The sequence below is a fragment of the Thauera carbonicopians genome, assembly GCF_025699485.1.
Taxonomy (GTDB): domain Bacteria; phylum Pseudomonadota; class Gammaproteobacteria; order Burkholderiales; family Rhodocyclaceae; genus Thauera.
The window spans coordinates 179,459-203,188 of record NZ_JANUXN010000004.1 but is presented as its reverse complement, the minus strand read 5'-3'; the positions used below and the strand labels follow the sequence as shown (position 1 = coordinate 203,188).

The following is a 23,730-nucleotide window of genomic DNA, read 5'->3' as shown; positions in this document are numbered from 1 at the left end:
CACGCACTATAGGCGACGAGATTATCCATGTCAAACACTTTTTGCAGCTTTCCGCGCCGGCGTCGATCGTCGTCATTCATTCCGCAGCACGCCGGGGAATCTTGCGGGTTTTCCGGCATTGAAAGCGCCACGCGCGTTCGCTTAGCCTGATCGGGCCGGCTCCCTGCTGGCAGCGCCCACGAGGCCTGGCGCAGGCAGCCCGTGCCATTCCGGAAACCAAAGCTCTGGAAGGAGGAAGCGCCATGGCCGTACATGCCCCCCGCCCTGTTCACAAGCCTGCCAGCCTGGACGACAAGTACACCGCCGCCAGCGGCCGCGTCTATCTCAGCGGCTACCAGGCGCTGGTCCGCCTGCTGATGATCCAGAAGGCCCGCGACGAGGCTGCAGGCCTCGACACCGCCGGCTTCGTCTCCGGCTACCGCGGCTCGCCGCTCGGCGGCCTCGACCAGACGCTGTGGAAAGCGCGCCGCCACCTGGAACAGTACGGCATCGTCTTCCAGCCCGGCATCAACGAGGATCTCGCCGCCACCGCGGTCTGGGGCAGCCAGCAGGTGCAATTGTCGCCGGGCGCCCGCCATGACGGTGTGTTCGCGATGTGGTACGGCAAGGGCCCGGGCGTCGATCGCTGCGGCGACGTCTTCCGCCACGCCAATGCCGCCGGCAGCGCCCGTTTCGGCGGCGTGCTGGTGGTCGCTGGCGACGACCACGCCGCCAAGTCCTCCACCCTGCCGCACCAGACCGACCACTTCTTCAAGTCGATGATGATGCCGGTGCTCGCCCCCGCCGGCGTGCAGCAATACATCGATTTCGGCGTCCATGGCTACGCGCTGTCGCGCTATTCCGGCTGCTGGGTCGCGTTCAAAGCGCTCGCCGACACCGTCGAGACCTCCGCCTCGGTGGATATCGATCCCCAGCGCGTGCAGGTCGTGATACCGACCGACTTCGCCCTGCCGGCCGACGGCCTCAACCTGCGCTGGCCCGATCCGCCGCTGGTGCAGGAAAAACGCCTGCTGCACTACAAGCTGTATGCCGCGCTGGCCTACGCTCGCGCCAACCGGCTCAACCGGATCGTCATCGACTCGCCCAGCCCCAGGCTCGGCATCATCACCAGCGGCAAGAGCTATCTGGACGTGCGCCAGGCACTCGACGACCTCGGCATCGACGAGGCGCTGGCGGCCGAAATCGGCCTGCGGGTCTACAAGGTCGGCATGGTCTGGCCGCTCGAGGCCGACGGCGTGCGCAGCTTCGCCGAAGGCCTGGACGAGATCCTGGTGGTGGAGGAAAAGCGCCAGTTGCTCGAATACCAGCTCAAGGAAGAACTGTACAACTGGCGCGAGGACGTGCGCCCGCGCGTAGTCGGCAAGTTCGACGAGAAAGGGGAATGGGCGCACGTCCAGCGCCCGGACGGCACGATAGACCACGGCACCTGGCTGCTGCCTGCCGCCGGCGAGCTGACGCCGGCGATGATCGCGCGCGCCATCGCACTGCGCATCGGCCGCTTCTTCACCTCGGAGCGCATCGAAACCCGCGTCGCCTTCCTCCAGGCCAAGGAGCAGGCCCTGGCGCAGCGCAGCTTCAGCGCCGACCGCGTACCCACCTTCTGCTCGGGCTGCCCGCACAACACCTCCACCCATGTCCCCGAAGGCAGCCGTGCGCTCGCCGGCATCGGCTGCCACTACATGGCAACCTGGATGCCCGAGCGCCGCACCCAGACCTTCACCCACATGGGCGGCGAAGGCGTGCCCTGGGTCGGCCAGGCGCCGTTCACCGACGAAGCACACATCTTCGCCAACCTGGGCGACGGCACCTACTTCCACTCCGGCCTGATGGCGATCCGCCAGGCCGTCGCCGCACGGGTCAACATCACCTACAAGATCCTCTACAACGACGCCGTCGCCATGACCGGCGGCCAGCCCCACGACGGTCCGCTCGACGTGCCCACGATCGTGCGCCAGCTTCAGGCCGAAGGCGTGCACAACATCGTCGTCGTCACCGACGGCACCGAGCGCGCCTACGGCCCCGCCGACCTCGCCCACGTGCCGATCCGCCACCGCGACGAACTCGACCTGATCCAGCGCGAACTGCGCGCCTCGGGCGGCGTCACCGCGCTGATCTACGACCAGACCTGCGCCGCCGAGAAGCGCCGTCGCCGCAAGCGCGGCACCTACCCCGATCCGGCGCGGCGGGTGTTCATCAACGAGGCGGTCTGCGAAGGCTGCGGCGACTGCGGCGATCAGTCCAACTGCATGTCCATCCTGCCGGTCGAGACCGACCTCGGCCGCAAGCGCCGCATCGACCAGTCCTCGTGCAACAAGGACTATTCCTGTCTCAAGGGCTTCTGCCCCAGCTTCGTCACCGTCGAAGGCGGCGGCCTGCGCAAGGGCCAGGCCATCGCCGGCGACGAAGCCAGCCTGCCGCCGCTGCCCGAGCCGCAGCTGCCGGCGACGACCACGCCTTTCGGCATCCTGGTCACCGGCGTCGGCGGCACCGGCGTCATCACCATCGGTGCGCTGATCGGCATGGCCGCCCATCTCGACGGCAAGGGCGTCACCGTGCTCGACATGACCGGGCTGGCGCAGAAAGGCGGCTCGGTCTTCAGCCACATCCGCATCGCCGACCAGCCCGAGGCGCTGCACGCAGTGCGGATCGCCGCCGGCGAAGCCAACGCAGTGATCGGCGGCGACCTGATCGTCAGCGCCAGCGTCGAGGCGCTGGCCAAGATGGCCGCCGGGCGCAGCCGGGCCGTGATCAACACGGCCGAAATCCCCACCTCAGCCTTCGCCCACGACCCCGACTGGGGCTTCCCGCAGCAGCGCATGATCGCCACCCTGCGCGACGCCACCGCGGCCGACAGCGATTTCATCGATGCCCAGCGGCTGGCGCTTGCGCTGCTCGGCGACGGCCTGGCGATCAATCCCTTCCTGCTCGGCTTCGCCTGGCAGCGCGGCCTGGTGCCGGTGTCCGAAGCCGCGCTGATGCAGGCGATCGAACTCAACGGCGCAGCGGTCGACATGAACAGGCGCGCCTTCCGCTGGGGCAGGCGGGCGGCCCACGATCTGCAGAGCGTCGAAGCACTGCTGCCGCCGGCAGGCCCGGAAAAGCTGCCCGCACCGGGCCTGGACGCGCTGATCGAGCGCCGCATGGCGATGCTGGCGAACTACCAGGACGCAGCCTATGCCGAACGCTATCGCCGCCTGGTCGAACGCGTGCGCGAAGCGGAAGCACGCAGCATCGGCGCCGGCAGCACCCGCCTGGCCGAGGCCGTCGCACGCAGCTACGCCCGACTGCTCGCCTACAAGGACGAATACGAAGTGGCCCGCCTCCACAGCGCAGCCGCATTCCGGCAGCAGCTCGACGAGGCTTTCGAAGGCGACTACAGCATTCGCTTCCACCTCGCCGTACCGCTGCTGGCACGCCCCGATCCCCGCACCGGCCACATCACCAAGCGCAGCTTCGGCCCCTGGGTGCTGAGACTGTTCCGCCTGCTCGCTGGCTTCAAACGGCTGCGCGGCACACGTTTGGACATCTTCGGCCATACCGCGGAGCGGCGCGCGGAACGCGCCCTGATCGCGGAGTTCGAGACCGACGTCGAGGAACTGCTGAGCAGCCTGAGCCCGGACCGCCTGCCGCTGGCGATCCAACTCGCCGAACTGCCCGAGCGCATTCGCGGCTTCGGCCACATCAAGACCAGGAACATGGCCTGGGCTGCCCAGCAGCGTCGGCAACTGCTCGCCCAATGGCGGGCGGCCCCGGCGAACGCTGCCGGGCAGCAGAACTCCGGCACGGAAGCCGTTGCGGACACCAAGGCACGAACCGAAGTGACCGCCTGAAGCAGGCTGGCCCACACCGCCAGCCTCCACACTCGGGCCGAACAAGTAACCGAGCCGCCCGAGAAGTCCGGGATATCCCGGACTCCTCGGGCGGGCTGCAGCAGCCAGATGCCGTCTTGATCGTCGAGCGCTCGTTCGGATGATTGCAGCACCAGCGCAACTGTTCGTGGAAGCAGCGCTAGCCGGGGGCGCCGAGCCCAGCAGCATCCGAGGCGGCGGCGAGGCCGTATTCGCGGCTCGGCGCCCCGGATAAAGCCACTCCTACGGAGCCGGTTTCCCTTTTGAGCCGCAGGATGAGCCGGGTTGATAAGATCGGTGACTTTCGTTCCGCCCGCCAACCGATGCCGCCAGCCCTCAAAGCCCTTTGCGCCCAACTGCTCGGCGCCGCAGGCGCTTTCACCCTCGCCCGTGCAGGATTCGTCGGCGGCCTGTGGCCGCTGGTCGCCGCGCAGGCAGTTCTGGCCGCCCTCGCCAGCCTGCTGCTGCGCAGCGAACGCTGGTGGCTGCCGATCCATCTCGGCTTCCTGCCCGCCGCGCTGCTCGGCCATGGGCTGGCGCGGGCGCTGGACCTGCACCCGGGCTGGTTCCTGGCCGGCTTCGTGCTGCTGCTGCTCGTGTATTGGACGAGCTTCCGCAGCCGCGTTCCGCTCTACCTCAGCAACCGCGCGACCGCGGCGGCTCTCGGCCAACTGCTGCCCGCCGCACCGGCTCGCCTCCTCGACATCGGCGCCGGCACCGGCTCGGTGCTTCTCCCGCTCGCCCGCGCCCGGCCGGACTGCCGCTTCACCGGTATCGAGCTCGCGCCCATTCCATGGCTGCTCGGGCGCCTGCTGACACGCCGCCTGTCCAACATCGACTGGCGGCGTGGCGACATGTTCGCCTCGGCGTGGTCGGCTCACGACGTGGTGTATGCCTTTCTGTCGCCGGTGCCGATGGCGGCGGTCTGGGCCAAGGCCAGCGCCGAGATGAAACCCGGCGGCCTGCTCGTCAGCAACAGCTTCGCCGTGCCCGGCATCGCCGCGGAACGGATCGTCGCCGTCGGCGACCGGCGCGGCACGCAGCTCCACCTGTACCGGATCGGCGTCTCGGGCGACAGCGCCGATAGACCGAAATAGCGGGTCGAACCGGCGCTTTTCCACCGCTTGCCGGCGTCCCTGTCCCCGGATAATCCCGATCGTGCGGTCGACCGCGGCCGCCAGCAAAGGATGGACGGATTCATGGCTGAGATCATCTGCGTGATCGGCAACAAGGGCGGCACCGGCAAGACCACGCTATCGCACATGCTGTGCCAGGGCCTCGGCCTGCTCGGCCAGCGCGCCGCCTGCGTGCTCACCGACACCTCGCGCGAACCGCTGTCGCCCGCCGGCCGGCGCTACGTCACCGCCGATGCCCGTACCCGCGAGGCGCTGACCAAGGTCGTGGACAAGCTGCGCGGACTCGACAACTGGATCGGCATCATCGACGGCGGCGGCAACCGCACCGAGATGGACCGCAAGCTCTATGCGCTGTCGGACATCGTGCTGCTGCCGTTTCGCGAATCGCACGAGGACATCCGCACCGTGCTGCGCGACCTCGAGATGTTTCCGCGCGCCTACGCCGTGCCCTCGCAGTGGCCGAACAACGCCTGGCAGCGCGACGCCGCCGACCGCGCCGTCGCGCAGTTGATGCACACCCACCGCCACCGCATCCTGCGCCCGGTCAACGCGCTGTCCTCTTCGAAGCTGCTGCTGCAGCGGCAGATACCGGAACAGCTGCCGACACCGCTGGCCAACGCCTGCCGTTCGATCGCCCGCCAGGTGCTGCAGGTCCTCGAGATCGACTTCGCCGAAGCCGCCGACGACGAACACCTCGACGACATCGAGCCGCTGCCGGCGACGGAGCGGCCCCTGCGCCTGGCCAGCGCGCTGCGGCGCTCCCACTGAGCACCGCAGGACCGCCCGGCTCCGCTCAAAGCCGCGCGCCGCAGCGCGACATCACGACCAGCGCCTGGGCACGGCTCGACACGTCGAGCGCGCGGAAGATCGCCGTCATATGCACCTTGACCGTGCCTTCCGAAACCCCCAGCAGGTCGGCGATCTCCCGGTTGGTCTTGCCCGCGGCGAGCAGTTCGAGCACGCGCCCCTGGGCCGCGGTCAGGCTGTAGCGCTCGCTGGCCGGCAAGCGGGTCCGCTTTGCCGGCTGCGCCGCCGTTTTCGCCTCGGGCAGATGCACTCCGCCTTCGAGCACGTCCCTGACCGCCTGCAGCAGCACTTCGCTGGAACTGGACTTCGACACGTAGCCCGACGCACCGGCCTTGATCGCGCGCCTCACCGACGCCTCGTCGTCGATCGCCGACACCACGACGGCCGGAATCTCGGGAAACCGCTTCGCCATGATGGCGAGCAGGGAGAAGCCGCTCATGTCGGGCAGCATCAGGTCGATCACCGCCAGGTCGATGTCGCCGTCGGCATCGAGGCAGGCCAGCGCCTGGTCGGCGCTGCTCGCTTCGACGCACGTCAGCCCCGTCTGCAGCCGGGCCAGGCTCTGTGCCATGGCTTCGCGGACGAGGGCATGATCCTCGACGATGAGTATCCTGCTTGCATGCCGTTCCACCTGAAACACCACCCTCGCTGTCGTATGCCGGAGAAGAATAGCATGCAGGCCGGCAGGGGTTTTCACCCTGCACGGCCGAAAACGGCGACAATCGCTTCCCCTGTGCCCGGAAGCCGGCTGGCGGCGGCCGCGCGCACCTTGCACCAGGAGGAGAGCAGGCCATGATTTCGGGCTGGGGCGTCCGTTCGCGGGTGATGCTGGCGGCCGTGCTGCCGATGCTGATCCTCGCCGCAATCATGACCACGGTATTCACCGGCCTGCGCCTCTCCGATCTGGACGAGGCGCTCGCCGCGCGCGGCCGCGCCTTCGCGCGCCAGCTCGCGGCAGCGAGCGAACAGGCCATGTTCGCCGGCAACATCAAGGCACTGCAGCAGATCGCCTCGTCCGCGACCGGGGAGGACGACGTCCTGGCCGTGCACATCTTCGACCGCGACGGCCAGTTGCTGGCGCTCAGCCGGCAGTCCACCGACCTGCCGACGCCTCCGCTGCCGGAGCCGCAGCTCGCACCCCCGCTGGAAGCCCGCTCCACCTTGCTGCAGGACGGCATGCTGCTGCGGCTGGTCGAAACCATCCGGCCGATGCCGATCGACATCGACGACGGCATTTCGCTCGCGCCGGCCGCTGCGCCGCACATCGACCTGGTCCGCCCGCAAGGGATCGTGGTGCTCGATCTCTCGCTCGAACGCCTGCAGCAGCGCCGCGCCGAACTGCTGCTGGCCGGCATCGGCTCGATGCTGGTGGTGCTGTTCGCCAGCCTGCTGCTGGCCGCACGCCTGAGCCGCGGCGTCACCGGCCCCATCCGTGCCGTGGCCGACGTCGTGCTGCGCATCGGCCACGGCAGGCTGCACGAACGCGCCGCGGCCCGCGGCGGCGGCAGCCTGCAGCGCCTGGCGCGAGGCGTGAATGAAATGGCCGAGCGCCTCGAGCACGCGCACGACCACATGCGCCGCCAGATCGACGAGGCCACCGCCGAACTGCGTGCCCGCACGGCCGAAGCCGAACATGCCAACGCGTCGAAATCGCACTTCCTCGCCGCCGCCAGCCACGACCTGCGCCAGCCGATGCATGCGCTCAGCCTGTTCATCTCGGAGCTTTCGCAGCAGACGCTCGATGCGCGCAGCCGGCAGATCGTCGATCGCATCACCGCCTCGGCCAGCGCGATGGAGCAGTTGCTCGACAGCCTGCTCGACATCTCGCGCCTGGATGCCGGCGTGCTGGTGCCGGTCATCCGCAGCTTCGACCCCGTCCCCATCCTCGAGCGCATCCGCGACGAACAACGGCCCGCCGCCCGGGCACGCGGCATCCGGCTGTGCCTGCGGCTGCCGGCGACGCAGCAATACGTGCTCAGCGACCCGATGCTGTTCGAGCGGATCGTCGGCAATCTCGTCAGCAACGCCGTCCGCCATACGCGGGACGGCAGCATCCTGATCGCATGCCGCGGCCGCGGCGGCGCCCTGCGCGTGGAAGTGCGCGACAACGGCCCCGGCATCCCGGCCGAATTCCAGCAGGCGATCTTTCAGGAGTTCGTGCAGCTCGGCAACCCCGAGCGCTCACGCGACAAGGGGCTCGGCCTCGGCCTGGCGATCGTGCGCCGCCTGGTCGACCTGCTCGGCCACCGCCTGGAGCTGCGCTCGGCCCCCGGGCGGGGATCGGTGTTCGCCCTCGAGCTGCCCTTCGGCCCCCTCGAAACCGAGACTGCCGCACACGAGGAAGTCCGTGCTCTCGGCAGCCTCAGCGGCGTCCGTGTCGCCGTGGTGGAAGACGATCCGCTGGTGCGGGACGCCATGCTCGGCCTGCTCGTCTCCTGGGGCTGTGAACTGATCGTCGCCAACGACGCCGAGCACCTGCTCGAACAGCTCGAGGACGAAGCCGAACCGATCGAAATCCTCATCTCCGACCTGCGCCTGGGCGGGACGCTCGACGGCATCGAACTCGCATTGAAGCTGCGCCGGGAACGCCAGGCGCCGTCATTGCACGCGGTGCTGATCAGCGGCGACACCACCCCCGAAGCGCTCGCCCGCGCCCGCGCCGCCAGCCTGCCGCTGCTGCACAAACCGTTGCGTCCGGCCAAACTGCGCGCACTGATGCACCGCATGCTCGGCGGCCATTGAACTGCATGAATGCGAATGCAGCAGCGAGACGATCCATCGGTTACTATTCGTTCATCACCATAACTTATCGGGAGCGTGTCAATGTCTCAAGATCACAACGCGCAGGATCCGCTCGAATTCGTTCGCGGCATGTGGAGCAGCATGGGCTTTTCGCTTCCCGGCATGGTCACGCCCACCCTCGACGTCGACGAGCTCGACAAGCGCATCACCGACATGAAGGCAGTCGAAGGCTGGCTGAAGATGAACCTGAACATGCTGCAGATGAGCATCCAGGGCCTGGAGCTGCAGCGCGCCGCGCTCTCCGCGGTCAAGGCGATGAGCACGCGCTCCGACTCGGACGAGGCTCGGTCCGATAGCGCCAACCCCTTTGCCGCAGCGGCGGCGATGTGGCCCTGGAACCTGATGAATCCGACCGAGCAGCCGCAGGCCGACACCGCCACACCCGCCGAAGCCAAGGCGAGCACCCGCAGCACGCGCCGCAAGCCTGCCGGCGACAAGTAAGGCGGGCGCAAGACCTGCACCCGGCGGGCACCGTCCGGCTCCGGCCGGAGGTGCCCGTTTTTTCGCTCTGCCCGCAGCCCGCGTCGCCTCAGATGACGCCCGCCCCGCGCAGGCGGGCAATGTCGGCAGCGCTCAGCCCGACCTCGCCCAGCACCGCGTCGCTGTCGGCGCCCGCCACTATCGGCGCCGGCCGGAAAACCTGTTCCGGCATGCTCGACAGCTTCACCGGCGGGCCGAACTGGCGCACGCCGTCCACCTCGACCACCATGCCGCGTGCTTTCAGCTGGGGGTTTTCCAGGCTTTCCTCCAGGCTCAGCACCGGCGTCACGCAGCAATCCACGCCATCGAACAGCGCCACCCATTCGGCCTGGCGGCGGCTGGCGAAAATCGCCGCGAGTTCGGCCTTCGTCCCTTCCCCGATTTCGCCGGTCGCCAGGTGGAAAGGCTTCAGATCCGACCGTTCCAGCGTGTCGCAGACTAGGTTCCAGAACTTCGCTTCCAGCGCACCGACCGCCATGTAGCGGCCGTCGGCAGTGCGATACACGCCATAACACGGCACCTGTCCGGTCAGCAGGTCCTCGCCGCGCGGCCTCACCTGCCCTCGCGCCAGCACTTCGGCCAGCGGAAAGATGGCGTGGGCCATCACGCCATCGGTCATCGACACATCGACCATCCTCCCCTTGCCGCTCGCCCGGGCATCGACCAGGGCGGTCAGGATGCCGAACAGCGCGGTCATGGTGCCGCCGAGCAGATCGCCCAGTTGCAGATTCGAGAGTGCCGGCGCGCCACCGGCGGTGCCGATCTGGTCGAGCACGCCGGCATAGCCGATGTAGTTGAGGTCGTGCCCCGCGCGCTGCGCATAGGGGCCGCTCTGGCCGTAGCCGGAGATGCTGCAGAACACCAGGCGCGGGTTGATCCGCGCCAGCGCGTCGTAGCCGAGACCGAGCTTGTCCATGACCCCCGGCCGGAAGCCTTCGACCAGGATGTCGGCGCCGGCCACCAGCTTCTCGAACACCGCCCGGCCTTCCGGATGCTTGAGATCCAGGCGCAGGCTGCGCTTGTTGCGATTGACCACCTGATAGAACCAGCTGGTATCGCCGCCCATCGCCCCCATGCCGCGGGCGTAGTCGCCGGCGCCGGTGTCCTCGATCTTGACGACGTCGGCGCCGTAGTCGGCGAGATGCTGGGTCGCCAATGGACCTGGCAGCAGGCGCGTCAGGTCGAGCACGCGCACGCCGGCCAGCGGCAGCCGCGCGCCATCGCGAGAGTCTTCACTCATGGTCATCCTCATGTGACGGCGGCGCCCGCAGGCGCCGCAAGAAGGACAGGATAGCGCGGGCTCAGGCGTAGGTCCGCATGTCGTCGATCACCTTGCCGTCGTTGGCGAGCGCTCCGCCCGGCAGGAAGGCGACCTCGCCGCGCAGCTTGGTCAGCTCGCGCAGGCTGGTGGTGATCGCCGCCGCCAGCGTCTCGCTGCCGCCGCCGGCGACTTCGCACATTAGCGTCATGCGGTCGTTGAGGTCGGGGTTGTCCACCACCAGCCGCGCACGCGTGATCTCGGGATGGCGCTTGACGACCTGGGCGATCTGCCCCGGATGGACGAACATGCCCTTGACCTTGGTCGTCTGGTCGGCTCGGCCCATCCAGCCCTTGATGCGCAGGTTGGTCCGCCCGCAGGGCGAAGCGCCGGGCAGCAGTGCCGACAGGTCGCCGGTGCCGAAGCGGATCAGCGGATAGTCGGGATTGAAGGTGGTCACCACCACTTCGCCCACTTCGCCGGGCGCGACCGGGTCGCCGGTGCCGGGACGGACGATTTCGACGACGACGTCCTCGTCCACCACCAGGCCTTCACGCGCCTCGGTCTCGTAGGCGATCAGGCCGATGTCGGCGGTGGCGTAGGCCTGGAAAGCCTGGATGCCGCGCGCGGCGAAAGCGTCGCGCATGCTCGGCGGAAAAGCTTCGCCCGAGACGAAGGCCTTGGTGAAGGGCGGCCTGACGCCGAACTCGTCCGCCTTCTCCAGCAGGATGCGCAGGAAGGACGGCGTGCCGACGTAGGCATTGGGCTGCAGATCGGCGATCGCCGCCAGTTGCTGCTCGGTCTGGCCGGTGCCGGCCGGAAAGACCGTGCAGCCCAGTGCATGGGCCGCCGTCTCCATCATCGAGCCGGCCGGCGTGAAATGGTAGGAGAAGGTGTTGTGCACCAGGTCGCCGGCACGGAAGCCGGCCGCGAACAAGGCGCGGGCGAGACGATAGTAGTCGGCACGCGCGCCCTCGGGTTCGTACAGCGGTCCGGGCGAAGCGAACACCCGCCGGCAGCCCGCGCCCCAGCCGACCGCGGCAAAGCCGCCGAAGGGCCGCGCGGCCTTCTGCAGCTCCAGCAGTTCCGATTTGCGCGTGACCGGCAACGCGGCGAGCGCGGCGCGGCTCGACACCGCGGCGGGGTCGACGTCGGCGAGCAGCCTGGCGAAAGCCGGCGCGTTCGCGCGCGCATGGGCGATCTGTGCCGGCAGGCGCGCCATCAGCTCGCGCTCGCGTTGGTCTGGATCGCGGGTTTCCCGCTCGTCGTAGAAATTCATCTCGGCATCCCTGTTCGCTGCGTTGTGGAGTTCGCTGCGGCGCCCGTGCTCAGCTCAGCCAGCGCTTGCGGCGGCGGTAATGCTTGACCTCGCGGAAGCTCTTGCGCCCTTCGCCCGACAGGCCGAGGTAGAACTCCTTGACGTCCTCGTTGCTTGCCAGCTCCTGCGCCGCGCCTTCCATGACGATGCGGCCGTTCTCGACGATGTAGCCGAAATCCGCATAGCGCAACGCCACCATGGTGTTCTGTTCGGCGAGCAGGAAGCTCACCTTTTCCTTGGCGTTGAGGTCCTTGACGATCTCGAACACCTCTTCGACGATCTGCGGCGCCAGGCCCATCGAAGGCTCGTCCAGCAGCACCATGTTCGGGTTCGACATTAGCGCCCGGCCGATCGCGCACATCTGCTGCTCGCCGCCCGAGGTATAGGCCGCCTGGCTGCTGCGGCGCGTCTTCAGGCGCGGGAAATAGGTATAGACCTTGTCGAGGTTGGCGGAAATCTCGCCCTTGTCGCTGCGCGTGTAGGCGCCGGCGAGCAGGTTTTCCTCGATCGTCAGGTGGGCGAAGCAGTGGCGCCCTTCCATCACCTGGACGACGCCGCGACGCACCAGATCGGACGGCGACAGTGCTTCGACGCGCTCGCCGCGGTACTCGATCATGCCCTTGGTGACCTCGCCGCGCTCGCCCTTGAGCAGGTTCGAGATCGCCCGCAGCGTGGTGGTCTTGCCCGCGCCGTTGCCGCCGAGGATGGCGACGATGCGGCCTTCCGGCACCTGCAGCGATACCCCTTTCAGCACCAGCACCACGTGGTTGTAGATGACCTCGATGCCGTTTACGTTCAGGAGGATGTTGGACTCGGGAGCCAGAGGCGCATTCGTCGTGGAGGTGTTCATCGTCTCATCCGCTGTTGATGCGGGCGCCGCGCCCAGGCGGCGGCCCGTCCTGATTCATGGCAACCCTGGCCCCGCTGGGGGCCGGGGCGCAAGGCTCAAGCCTTGCAGTCGTCGGCGCTGCGGCGCTGGATGCGCTTCTCGGCGGCGTAACGGTCGGCCGCTTCCTTGACCAGGGGATCGATCACGCTCTTGTCGCCCTCGTACCAGGTCTCGCCCATCACCCACTTGCTGCCGTCCCACTGATGGACGCGCGCCCACGACGACCCCATGTGGTCGTCGCACGAGGTCTTGATCGGGCGCACCACGCCGGCCAGGCCCAGCTCTTCCAGGCGCTTGTCGTCGATGTCGAGGTTCTCGAAGCCCCAGCGCACCTGCTCGGGCGTCACCACCTTGCCCTGACCGTACTGTTCCTGGGCGCGGCGGACGGCTTCCACCGTGAGCATGGAGATGAGCATGCCGCGGGTGTAGAGCACCGAGCCGACCTCGTCGCGCGGGCCGGAGCCCTGGCCGGCGTCATGCACCTTCTTCAGGATGTCCTGGATCAGCGGATAGCCGGTGCCGTTGGGGTTCAGCGCCAGCGCGTTGTAGCCCTTGGCGTTGGCGCCGACGTCCTTGACGTCCGGCTCGGCGCCGGCCCATCACACGCCGTACATCTTCTCGCGCGGGAAGCCGGTGGCCACTGCTTCCTTCAGCGCGGTGGAGTTCATCACCCCCCAGCCCCACAGCAGCACGTAGTCGGGACGGTCGCGGCGCACCTGCAGCCAGGTGGCCTTCTGTTCCACGCCCGGCGCCGTCACCGGCAGCAGGTTGAGTTGGAAGCCGTGCATCTCGGCACGCTTCTGCAGCAGCGGGATCGGCTCCTTGCCGAACGGCGAGTCATGATAGACCAGCGCGATCTTCTTGCCCTTGAGCTTGTCCAGCCCGCCTTCCTTCTCGCCCAGGTGCTGGATCAGGATGTCGGCCGCGGTCCAGTAGCTGCCCATCAGCGGGAAGTTCCACTTGAACACGCCGCCGTCCTGCGACGCCGCCAGGCCATAACCCAGCGTGATCAGCGGAATCTTGTCGATCGGCGCCTTGTCGGTCAGCGCGAAGGTGATGCCGGTGGATTGCGGATCGAACGACGAGGCGCCGCGGCCCTTCAGGCGCTCGTAGCACTCCACGCCCTTGTCGGTGGCATAGCCGGTCTCGCATTCCTCATAGGCGATTTTGACGCCGTTCACGCCGCCGTTGGCGTTCACGTACTTTAGATAGTCCTGCTTGCCATTGGCCCAGGGGATGCCGTTGGGCGCATAGGCGCCGGTGCGGTAGGACAGCAGCGGAATGTACTGCTCCTGCGCCATGGCGGGGGTGGCGAAGGATGCCGCACCCAGGGTGACGAGCGTCGCTGCGAGAGCCAGAGGTTTGAATTTCATGGGTGTCTCCTCGTGTTTTTGGTGAGTGGTACGTACCGCGTACCCGGAAGCTGCAACGAAAACCCGAACTTCGCATCGATTCGGGCACCGCACCGGAAAATCAATGCGGGAAGGGCCATAGCCGCATCTTCTGCTTGCCTACGCTCCACAGCTTGGCCAGGCCGTGCGGTTCGACGATCAGGAAGAACACGATCAGCGCACCGAAGATCATGTGCACCAGATGGGAGACGGTGGCCGTGGAGATGGGAATGCCCAGCCAGTGAGGCAGCTGGTCGAGCACCACCGGCAGCAGCACCATGAAGGCCGCGCCGAGGAAAGCGCCGGAAATCGAGCCCAGGCCGCCGATGATGACCATGAACAGCAGTTGGAAGGAGCGGTCGATCGAGAAGGCGGCCGGCTCCCAGGCGCCCAGATACACGAAGGCCCACAACACGCCGGCCACGCCGACGATGAAGGAGCTGACCGCGAAGGCCGTCAGCTTGGCATAGACCGGGCGGATGCCGATCACCGCCGCCGCCACGTCCATGTCGCGGATCGCCATCCACTGGCGGCCGATGGCGCTGCGCGTCAGGTTCTTGGCCATCAGCGCGAACAGGCACACCACCACTAGGCAGAACAGGTACTTGCTCACCGGCGATTCGATCGGAATGCCGAACACGTTCAGGTTCGCCACGCTCACCGAGCCCGAGGTCGAGTTGTTGGTGAACCAGCCGATGCGCAGGAAGGCCCAGTCGGTGAAGAACTGCGCCGCCAGCGTCGCCACCGCCAAGTACAGGCCCTTGATGCGCAACGACGGAATCCCGAACAGCACGCCGATCACGGTCGCGCACAGCCCGCCCAGCAGCATCGCCACGATCAGCGGCATGCCGTCGATGCGGACCATGAAGTTGTAGGCAGCATAGGCGCCTACCGCCATGAAGGCGCCGGTGCCGAGCGAGATCTGGCCGCAGTAGCCGACCAGGATGTTGAGCCCGAGCGCCGCCAGCGCCAGGATCAGGAAGGGAATCAGGATGGCGCGGAAGAAGTACTCCGAACCCACCAGCGGCATCACCACGAAGGCGACCAGCAGCAGCAGGCCGAGGGCCCAGCGGTCCTGGAGGATGGGAAAGATCTGTTGGTCGGCCGCGTAGCTCGTCTTGAACTGGCCGTTTTCTCTGTACAGCATGCGGAAAGTCTCCCGAAATCGCTGAGGACGTCAGACGCGGTCGATGATTTTTTCGCCGAACAGCCCTTGCGGCCGCAGCAGCAGGAAGCCCAGCGCCAGCACGTAGGCGAACCAGATCTCGATGCCGCCGCCGAGCATGGGCCCGATGTAGATCTCGGACAGCTTCTCGCCCACGCCGATGATCAGGCCGCCGATGATCGCCCCGGGCACCGAGGTCAGCCCGCCCAGGATGACCACCGGCAGCGCCTTCAGCGCCACCAGCGACAGCGTGAATTGCACGCCCAGCTTGGAGCCCCAGATGATGCCGGCGATCAGCGCGGCGAAGCCCGCCACCGACCAGACGATCACCCAGATCCTGTTCAGCGGGATGCCGATCGACTGGGCGGCCTGGTGGTCGTCGGCCACCGCGCGCAGCGCGCGGCCGGTCTTGGTCTTCTGGAAGAACAGCGCCAGCACGATCACCAGCAGCGCGGAAACGGCCGCGGCGACGAGGTCTTCCTTGCTGATCATGACGCCGCCTTCGAACATGCTTTCCATGACGAAGGCCGGGTCCTTCGGCATGCCGACGTTGATGCTGTAGATGTCGCTGCCGAACAGGGTCTGGCCGAAGCCGTCGAGGAAGTAGGCGATGCCCAGCGTCGCCATCAGCAGCGTGATGCCTTCCTGGTTGACCAGCTTGGACAGGCAGAAGCGCTCGATCGCCCAGGCCAGCACCACCATCATCGCCATCGCCGCGACGAAGGCCAGCAGGTTGGCCAGCAGCAGGCTCTCGAAGCCGAACCACTTCGGGAACCACTCGGCGAAGCGCGCCATCGCCAGCGCGGCGAACAGCACCATCGCCCCCTGGGCGAAGTTGAACACGCCCGAGGCCTTGTAGATCAGCACGAAGCCGAGCGCGACCAGCGAATACAACATGCCGGCCATCAAGCCGCCGAACAAGGTTTCAAGAAAGAATCCCATGACTGTATCCCCGCTCAGTGCGACGTGCCGAGGTAGGCACTGATGACGTCTTCGTTGTTGCGCACCTCGTCCGGTGCGCCGTCGCCGATCTTCTTGCCGTAGTCGAGCACCACGACGCGATCGGAAATGTCCATCACCACGCCCATGTCGTGCTCGATCAGCACGATGGTGGTGCCGAACTGGTCATTAACGTCGAGGATGAAGCGGCACATGTCCTGCTTCTCCTCGACGTTCATGCCGGCCATCGGCTCGTCGAGCAGCAGCATCGACGGTTCCGCCGCCAGCGCGCGGCCCAGCTCGACGCGCTTCTGCAGGCCGTAGGGAAGCTGGCCCACCGGCGTCTTGCGCACGTTCTGGATCTCGAGGAAGTCGATGATCTCCTCCACCTTCTCGCGGTGGGCGATCTCCTCCTTCTGCGCCCGGCCCCAGTACAGCGCCATCTGCAGGATGTTGCTCTTCATCATCAGGTTGCGGCCGGTCATGATGTTGTCGAGCACGCTCATGCCCTTGAACAGCGCGATGTTCTGGAAGGTGCGGGCGATCCCCTGGCGCGCCGCCATGTAGGGCTCGAGCCGCTTGCGCTCCTGGCCGCGGTAGAGAATCCTGCCTTCCTGCGGGTGATAGACGCCGTTGATGACGTTCAGCATCGAGCTCTTGCCGGCGCCGTTGGGGCCGATGATCGAGCGGATCTCGTGCTCGCGGACGTCGAAGCTGATGTCGGTCAGCGCCTTCACGCCGCCGAAGCGCAGCGAGATGTTCTGCAGATCCAGGATCACGTCGCCGAAGCGGCGGCCCGAATCCGCGGCAGCATCCGAGGCGGCGGGGTTGATGTCGGTCATGTCCATTCCTCGTCTCCTCAGGCCGCCAACTGGCCGGCCTGCGGCGCAAAAGTCTTCGCTTCCTCGATGCGCAGGTCGGCCGAGACCTTGCCGACACGGCCATCCTCGTAGGTGACCTGGGTCTCGATGAACTGGCGCGCACGGCCTTCGAACAGCGCATCGACCAGCACGGCATACTTCTCGGCGATGAAGTTGCGGCGCACCTTGCGCGTGCGGGTGAGCTCGCCGTCGTCGGCGTCCAGCTCCTTGTGCAGCACCAGGAAGCGCTTGATCTGCGCACCGCTCATCTTCGGATCGGCGGCGAGATCGGCATTGACCTTCTCGACGCAGTCGCGGATCAGCGCATACACGGCATCCTGCGAGGCGAGGTCGGTGTAGCCGGAGTAGGCCATGCCTTTCTTCTCGGCCCAGTTGCCCACCGCCTCGAGGTCGATGTTGATGAATGCGGTGGCGAAATCCTTGCCGCTGCCGAAGGTCACCGCCTCCTTGATGTGCTGGAAGAACTTGAGCTTGTTCTCGATGTAGTTGGGCGCGAACATCGAGCCGTCGGACATCTTGCCGACATCCTTGGCCCGGTCGATGATCTTCAGGTGGCCGTCCTCGTCGAAGTATCCCGCGTCGCCGGTCATGAAGTAGCCGTCGGCGTTGATCGACTCGGCGGTGGCGTCCGGGCGCTTGTAGTAGGCCTTCAGCAGCATCGGCCCCTTGACCAGGATCTCGCCGTTGTCAGCGAGCTTGACCTCGACGAAGGGCGCCGGCTTGCCCACCGAATCCAGCTTGATCTGGCCGTCGGGCTGCAGGCAGACGTAGGCGCAGGTCTCGGTCTGGCCGTAGAGCTGCTTCAGGTTGATGCCGATCGAGCGGTAGAAGCGGAACAGGTCGGGGCCGATCGCCGCACCGGCGGTATAGGCGACGCGGATGCGGCTCATGCCCAGCACGTTCTTCAGCGGGCCGTACACCAGCAGATTGCCCAGCCAGTACTGGAAGCGGTCGCCGCCCGAAACCGGCTTGCCGTCCAGGATGTCGGCGCCGCAGCGGCGGGCGACGTCCATGAAATGGTGGAACATCCGGCGCTTGAGCGCGCTGGCGTCCTCCATGCGGATCATGACCTGGGTCAGCAGGTTCTCGAACACACGCGGCGGCGCGAAATAGTAGGTGGGGCCGATCTCGCGCAGGTCGGTCATCACCGTCTCGCCGGACTCCGGGCAGTTGATCGTGAAGCCGGCCACCGTCGCCTGGGCGAAGGAGAACAGATGATCGCCCACCCAGGCCATCGGCAGGTAGGACAGGATGTCCTCGCGCTCGGTCAGCGCGTCGAACTGGATTGCGCCGCGCGCCGCCGAGATGAAAGCCTCGTGGGTCTGGCACACGCCCTTGGGCTTGCCGGTGGTCCCCGAGGTGTAGAGCATCACCGAGATGTCGTCCGGCGCGCCCTTGGCGATCTCGCCATCGAGAAAGTCCGGCCGCTCCTGCGCCCAGGCACGGCCGGCCTCCTGCAGCGCATCCAGCGCCATCAGGAGGGGCTGGTCGTATTTGCGCAGGCCACGCGCATCGTCGTAGATCACGTGCTGGAGCAATGGCGCCTCGCCGGCGATCTCCAGCATCTTGTCGACCTGCTCCTGGTCCTCGACGATCGCGAACTTGACCTCGGCGTCCTGCAGCACATAGACCATTTCCTGCGCCACGGCGTCCTGGTACATCATCACCGGAATGCCGCCGAGGCACTGGCAGGCCATCACCGACCCGTACAGCCGCGGCCGGTTGTCGCCGACGATGGCCAGGCGGTCGCCGCGCTTGAAGCCGAGCTTCGCCAGGCCGCAGGCGATCGCCCGCACGTTGTCGGCAACCTGGCCCCAGTCGTAGGTCTGCCAGATACCGTATTCCTTCTCGCGCATGGCGGGCTGCTGCGGCCGCTGCCTGGCATGGTGCATCAGGTAGCGCGGAAAGGTATCCAGCCCCGCATCCCGCCGGTCGTTGTCGGACATGCCCTTCTCTCCTCCAGTGTCGTACTGCCTGTCTCCTCGGCCGCTGCTCTGGTTTCGTTCTGCGGTCCGGGTGCGACACGACATGCAGTCCGTGTCGATTCAGGCTGGAGTTTCGCAAGCCATGTTTGCGCAACTGTTTGCGGAATGTAGTGAATTGTTGCAATCGCCGGATTCGCCCCCGGACGTGGTCGGCTGTAGCCGGCGCCAGGCGCCCGGACGCCGTTCGCGCAGCGCTGGCATGCCGAATTCGCGCTAGACTTCAACGGCACGGAGAGTTTGCCCACGAGCGCTGGCCGGCAGGGGCTTGCCCGCCTCGGGCGCCGCCGCGTCCAGCAATGAGGATGTCGTCCCCATGGAACACAAGGTCTTCACCAAGCCGGTCCACGTCACGACCTGGATGGGCGTCTTCCTGGCGCTGGTGGCGCTGCTCGCCGCAGTGCTGGTACCGCAGCTCAAGCATGCCTTTCTCGCCAACCCCGGCTTCAACGGCGTGATCCTGTTCGTGCTGGCGATCGGCATCGCGGTCAATCTGCGCCAGGTCTGGCGGCTGCAGCGCGAAGTGCTGTGGATCGAAGCTTTCCAGCGCCACCCGGAAGCCGCACCAGACCTGCGTCCCGTGCTGCTGGCACCGATGGCACGGCTGCTGTCGAACCGCCGGCGCGGTGAATCGCACCTGTCGCCGGCCTCGATGCGCACCCTGCTCGACAGCGTGCAGATCCGCCTCGAAGAACAGCGCGACCTGTCGCGCTACATCGTCGGCCTGCTGATCTTCATCGGCCTGCTCGGTACGTTCTGGGGCCTGCTCATCACCATCCGCTCGATCAGCGAGATCATCAGCGACATGAGCGTCGGCACCGATCCGGTGGCGATGTTCGAGAGCCTCAAGGCCCATCTCGACGAACCGCTCGGCGGCATGGCGACCAGCTTCTCGACTTCGCTGTTCGGCCTCGCCGGTTCGCTCGTCGTCGGTTTTCTCGACCTGCAGGCGGGGCATGCACAGAACCGCTTCTACAACGAGCTGGAAGAATGGCTGTCGCACATCACCCGGCTGCCCTCCTCGACCGGCCTCGAAGGCGAGGCCAGCGTGCCGGCCTACGTGCAGGCCCTGCTGGAGCAGACCGCCGAAGGCATGGAGCGCATGCAGCGCACCGCGGCCGAATCCGAACGCGAACGCCGCGTCACCGCCGAGCACCTTGCCGAACTCAATACCCAGATCGGCCGCCTGGCCGAACTCATCGGCCGCGAATCGCGCGACCTGTCGGCGCTGTCCTCGTCGCAGGAAGACCTGCGCGGCCTGATCCGCCAGCTCGCCCAGCAGCCGGCACAGAGCACCCAGACCGCCCAGTTCTCGGAAGAACTGCGCGCCGAACTGCGCCTGCTGTCGCGCACCATCGCCGCGGCGCTCGGCGGGCAGAAGGCAAACTGAGCGATGGCCCGCCTGAAACAACGCCGCGCGCTGGACTTCTGGCCCGGCTTCGTCGATGCCCTGGCCTCGCTGCTGATGGTGCTGGTGTTCGTGATCCTGATCTTCGTCATCGGCCAGTTCGTGCTCAGCGACGCGGTCAGCGGACGCGACCGCGCGCTGGCGCGCCTCAACGCCGAGCTGGCGGCGCTGGCGCAGACGCTGAGCCTGGAACAGTCGGCGCGCGAGCGGGCCGACGCGCAAGTCGGCGAACTGAGCGCTTCGCTGGCCGCCACCGAGCGCGAACGCGAAGCGCTGTCCACCGAGTTGTTCAGCGCCCGCGACGAACTCCATGCCGCGCAGGACGAAGCCCGTGCGCAGCGCGAGGAAGCCGCCCGGCTGGGCGCCGACATCGCCGTCCTCGAACGCCTGAAGGCCGAGCTCGAAGCCGAAGTCGCGCGCTTGGCCAGCGATCTCGACACCAGCGAACGCGGCCTCAAGGAACAGACCGAGATGTCCGCCCAGGCCATCGCCCAGGTCGAACTGCTGAACCGCCAGCTCGCCGCCGTGCGCAGCCAGCTCGAACAGCTCAACATCGCGCTGGCCGCCGCCGAAGCGGCCGCGCGCGACAAGGATCTCAAGATCGATGAACTGGGCCGCGAACTGAACCTGGCGCTGGCCGCCCGCGTGCAGGAGCTGGCGCGCTACCGTTCGGAATTCTTCGGCCGCCTGCAGGCCGTGCTCGGCGAGCGCAAGGACATCCAGATCGTCGGCGACCGCTTCGTATTCTCGAGCGAAGTGCTGTTCCCGACCGCCTCGGACGAAGTCAGCGCCGACGGCATGGTCCAGCTCACCCGCCTGGCCGAAACGCTGAAGACGCTGGCCGCCGAGATCCCGGCCGACCTGCCCTGGGTGCTGCAGGTCGATGGCCATACCGACCGCCGGCCGATCTCGACGCCGCGCTTCCCATCCAACTGGGAGCTCTCCACCGCGCGCGCGCTGGCCATCGTCAAGATCCTGCGCGCCCAGGGCATTCCACCGCAGCGCCTGGCCGCCACCGGCTACGGCGAATTCCACCCGCTCGACACACGGACCAGCGACGAAGCCTACGCCCGCAACCGCCGCATCGAGCTCAAGCTCACGAGCCGCTGACTCGCTGGCTTCCATCCTGCTCGCTGCCCAAGGATTTCGCCGATTCCAGATCCCGAACCACCAGCGACAAGGCCTCGGTCGACAGCAGCACTTCGATCAGCGACAGCACCAGCGACAGGGCAAGCGCCAGGATGCTGGTTCCGAACAGCAGCTTGCCCGGCAGGTCGGCTTCCATGAACAGCGCGAACATCGACAGCGCGCACAGCAGGAAGCTGAACACGCCGAAGCCCTGCATGTACTGGGTCAGCATGATGCGGCGCTTGAGCCCGGGCAACTGGCATTGCACCAGTTCGCCGCCACGGTCGGATGACGAGTTCAGTTGGCGAATGACTTGCGCCAGCGTCAGGAAACGGTTGGTGTAGGCGAGCAGCAACAGCGAGATTGCCGGAAACAGCAGCGCCGGAGTGGTCAGGTTCATCATGGCCGGCAGTGTAACGCCGCTCGGCTCGCACAGTCTCGGCTCCCCGGCCCGCCGCCCGGCCCCCGTGTCAGACCTTTATCCGCGCCAGGGCGGCGTCGAGCCCGCAGGACACTTCGGCCAGGCCGCGCGACGCACCGGCAATGCCGCTCACCGCGACCGAGGACTCCCCGGCGCGACGGGCAATGCCCTCGACGCTGCCGGCGATCGAGGTCACCGCGGCCGATTGCTCGCGGGTGGCCAGCTCGATGCCGTCGATCAGGCTCAGGCTGTTCTCGGCCGATGCCCGGATCGCCGCCAGGGCCGCCTGGGTCTCTTCGATCAGGCCGACGCTGAGGCGCACCTGCTTACTGCCGGATTCGGCATTGCCGACCGCAGTCCGGGTTTCGTCGTGCAGCGAACCGATGATGGCGCCGATCTCGCCCGTCGCCGCCGTCGTCCTTTCGGCCAGCTTGCGCACCTCGTCCGCCACCACCGCGAAGCCGCGCCCCCATTCGCCCGCCCGTGCCGCTTCGATCGCGGCATTGAGCGCCAGCAGGTTGGTCTGATCGGCGATCTCCTTGATGACGATGGCGATGTTGCCGATCTCGCCCGAGGCCACCCTGAGCCTGTCCATGCTGGCAGCGGTTTCGCCCACCGTCCGCGCCAGTTGCCCGATCTCGCTCACGGCCCGTTCAGCCTGCGCCATGCCTTCGGCTGCGGCTCGCTGCGTCTCGCGTGCGGCCTCGGCGGAGGCGAGCGCATGCTCGGCCACTTCGCCCACTGCCACGGTCACCTGCTCGACCGCCGCTGCGGTGGACGACGCCGTCTCGCTCATGCCCGCTGCACCGTCCGACACCAGGCCGCTCGACTGCTTCAGCGTATCCGACTGCGCCACGATCCGCTCCGCCGCCTCGCGGACATTGATCAGGATTGCCTGCAGGTTGGCCATCATCGCGTTAAAGGCGTCTCCGATCGCACGCACTTCGCCGCCGCCTTCGACATGGACGACACGGCGCAGATCGCCATCCCGCTGTGCTGCCGACATGGTTTCGCGCAGGCGGGACAGATCCGCGCGCACGCCTCGCATCACGCCGAACTGCAGCCAGCCGATGACTGCGAGGACCACCGCCAGCACCGCCCACAGCCAGGCATCGGGCAAGGCCCAGCCACCGAATGCGGCCAAGGCCAGCAACACCGCACCGGCCGCCGCGACGCCCAGCCCGAGGCCGAAGCGCACCGCCAGCGACCCATCCGACAGTCGCCCCACCAGCCCGGCCCGGACCACGCGCCCGTCACGCACCTCGAAGCGGCCAGGATGGGCGCGCATCCGGCGATAAGCGGCATCGACCTCGGCAATCGTCGCCCGATCGACATGGCGCCGCACGGATTCGTAGCCGATCACCTTGCCGTTCTCGCGCACCGGCGAAGCGAACGCCCGCACCCAGTAGAAACCGCCGTCCTTGCGGCGGTTCTTGACGTAGCCACTCCAGGGTTCGCCCGCCTTCAGCGCCCGCCACAGGTCCACGTAGGCTGCCGACGGCATGTCGGGATGGCGGACGACGTTGTGCGGCTGGCCGATCAGCTCCTCGCGGCTGAAGCCCGACAGGGCGACGAAGAGATCGTTTGCCGCGACGATATTGCCCAGACAGTCGGTCCGGCTGTAGATGAACTCGCCTTCGGGCACCAGTGTCTCGACCGATGTAACGGGCTGGTTGTTTTTCATTCTTGTTTCCGCCAGGGAATGTTTTCAGGGTGCTTGCATCAACGGATGCTAAAACCATTTCTTTAGCAATGGCATTATCCATCTCAAATGCCCATTCTTGGTAATTTCATCTCCAGCTGTTGCCGGCTGGCGGAAACCTTGTACGACTGGATGGAGGAAGTGGAGAATCCGGTATCTTTTTGCCGGCTGCGCG

At 67.3% G+C, this 23,730-nt stretch carries 17 protein-coding genes and 1 pseudogene; 7 read left to right on the top strand and 11 right to left on the bottom strand.

Translation table 11 applies throughout. The features are described from left to right. Positions 1-242: 242 nt before the first annotated feature. The 3 genes from NX068_RS08255 to NX068_RS08245 all read left to right on the top strand — a co-directional run bounded on the left by NX068_RS08255 (position 243) and on the right by NX068_RS08245 (position 5,752). Positions 243-3,830 (top strand): indolepyruvate ferredoxin oxidoreductase family protein, encoded by a 3,588-nt coding sequence (locus NX068_RS08255; RefSeq protein ID WP_263460808.1) that lies wholly within the window; start codon positions 243-245, stop codon positions 3,828-3,830. A gap of 341 nt (positions 3,831-4,171) precedes the next feature. Next, positions 4,172-4,945 (top strand): class I SAM-dependent methyltransferase, encoded by a 774-nt coding sequence (locus NX068_RS08250; protein ID WP_263460972.1) that lies wholly within the window; start codon positions 4,172-4,174, stop codon positions 4,943-4,945. A gap of 102 nt (positions 4,946-5,047) precedes the next feature. Continuing rightward, positions 5,048-5,752, top strand: coding sequence for a P-loop NTPase family protein (locus tag NX068_RS08245; protein WP_263460807.1), 705 nt, complete (start codon positions 5,048-5,050; stop codon positions 5,750-5,752). A 25-nt stretch (positions 5,753-5,777) separates the two neighbouring features. On the opposite strand, the gene NX068_RS08240 is transcribed toward NX068_RS08245, so the two are convergent. Beyond that, positions 5,778-6,422 (bottom strand): response regulator, encoded by a 645-nt coding sequence (locus tag NX068_RS08240; protein ID WP_263460806.1) that lies wholly within the window; start codon positions 6,420-6,422, stop codon positions 5,778-5,780. Positions 6,423-6,583: 161 nt separating this feature from the next. Here NX068_RS08240 and NX068_RS08235 point away from each other — a divergent pair, with 161 nt between their 5' ends. Together NX068_RS08235 and NX068_RS08230 are read left to right on the top strand one after the other, a co-directional pair. Then, entirely contained in the window at positions 6,584-8,533 is a 1,950-nt protein-coding gene (locus NX068_RS08235) for a hybrid sensor histidine kinase/response regulator (protein WP_263460805.1), read from the top strand. 81 nt (positions 8,534-8,614) lie between these two features. Next, positions 8,615-9,034, top strand: coding sequence for a PhaM family polyhydroxyalkanoate granule multifunctional regulatory protein (locus tag NX068_RS08230; protein ID WP_263460804.1), 420 nt, complete (start codon positions 8,615-8,617; stop codon positions 9,032-9,034). Positions 9,035-9,122: 88 nt separating this feature from the next. On the opposite strand, the gene NX068_RS08225 is transcribed toward NX068_RS08230, so the two are convergent. The 8 genes and pseudogenes from NX068_RS08225 to NX068_RS08190 all read right to left on the bottom strand — a co-directional run bounded on the left by NX068_RS08225 (position 9,123) and on the right by NX068_RS08190 (position 18,860). After that, positions 9,123-10,313 (bottom strand): CaiB/BaiF CoA transferase family protein, encoded by a 1,191-nt coding sequence (locus NX068_RS08225; RefSeq protein WP_263460803.1) that lies wholly within the window; start codon positions 10,311-10,313, stop codon positions 9,123-9,125. A 61-nt stretch (positions 10,314-10,374) separates the two neighbouring features. Further along, a complete protein-coding gene (locus tag NX068_RS08220) occupies positions 10,375-11,610 on the bottom strand; it encodes a phenylacetate--CoA ligase family protein (RefSeq protein WP_263460802.1) in 1,236 nt (411 codons plus the stop codon). 49 nt (positions 11,611-11,659) lie between these two features. After that, positions 11,660-12,499 (bottom strand): ABC transporter ATP-binding protein, encoded by an 840-nt coding sequence (locus NX068_RS08215; protein WP_263460801.1) that lies wholly within the window; start codon positions 12,497-12,499, stop codon positions 11,660-11,662. 95 nt (positions 12,500-12,594) lie between these two features. Beyond that, a pseudogene (locus tag NX068_RS21255) lies at positions 12,595-13,911 on the bottom strand (ABC transporter substrate-binding protein). Between the two features lie 100 nt (positions 13,912-14,011). Then, entirely contained in the window at positions 14,012-15,076 is a 1,065-nt protein-coding gene (locus NX068_RS08205; RefSeq protein WP_263460800.1) for a branched-chain amino acid ABC transporter permease, read from the bottom strand. Positions 15,077-15,106: 30 nt separating this feature from the next. After that, positions 15,107-16,036, bottom strand: coding sequence for a branched-chain amino acid ABC transporter permease (locus NX068_RS08200; RefSeq protein ID WP_263460799.1), 930 nt, complete (start codon positions 16,034-16,036; stop codon positions 15,107-15,109). A gap of 14 nt (positions 16,037-16,050) precedes the next feature. Then, positions 16,051-16,881 (bottom strand): ABC transporter ATP-binding protein, encoded by an 831-nt coding sequence (locus tag NX068_RS08195; RefSeq protein WP_263460798.1) that lies wholly within the window; start codon positions 16,879-16,881, stop codon positions 16,051-16,053. 11 nt (positions 16,882-16,892) lie between these two features. Beyond that, positions 16,893-18,860, bottom strand: coding sequence for an AMP-dependent synthetase/ligase (locus tag NX068_RS08190; protein WP_263460797.1), 1,968 nt, complete (start codon positions 18,858-18,860; stop codon positions 16,893-16,895). A 352-nt stretch (positions 18,861-19,212) separates the two neighbouring features. Between NX068_RS08190 and NX068_RS08185 the strand changes: the two genes are divergently transcribed. Further along, entirely contained in the window at positions 19,213-20,286 is a 1,074-nt protein-coding gene (locus NX068_RS08185; RefSeq protein ID WP_263460796.1) for a flagellar motor protein MotA, read from the top strand. Between the two features lie 3 nt (positions 20,287-20,289). Next, the gene (locus NX068_RS08180; RefSeq protein ID WP_263460795.1) at positions 20,290-21,414 is read left to right on the top strand and encodes a peptidoglycan -binding protein; all 1,125 of its coding nucleotides are present in this window, start codon (positions 20,290-20,292) and stop codon (positions 21,412-21,414) included. On the opposite strand, the gene NX068_RS08175 is transcribed toward NX068_RS08180, so the two are convergent. After that, on the bottom strand, positions 21,401-21,832 hold the full coding sequence (locus NX068_RS08175) for a DUF2721 domain-containing protein (protein ID WP_263460794.1): 432 nt from the start codon (positions 21,830-21,832) through the stop codon (positions 21,401-21,403). The two genes, NX068_RS08180 and NX068_RS08175, sit on opposite strands and share 14 nt — an antisense overlap. Positions 21,833-21,902: 70 nt before the next feature. After that, positions 21,903-23,537, bottom strand: coding sequence for a methyl-accepting chemotaxis protein (locus NX068_RS08170; protein WP_263460793.1), 1,635 nt, complete (start codon positions 23,535-23,537; stop codon positions 21,903-21,905). Positions 23,538-23,730 lie beyond the last annotated feature (193 nt).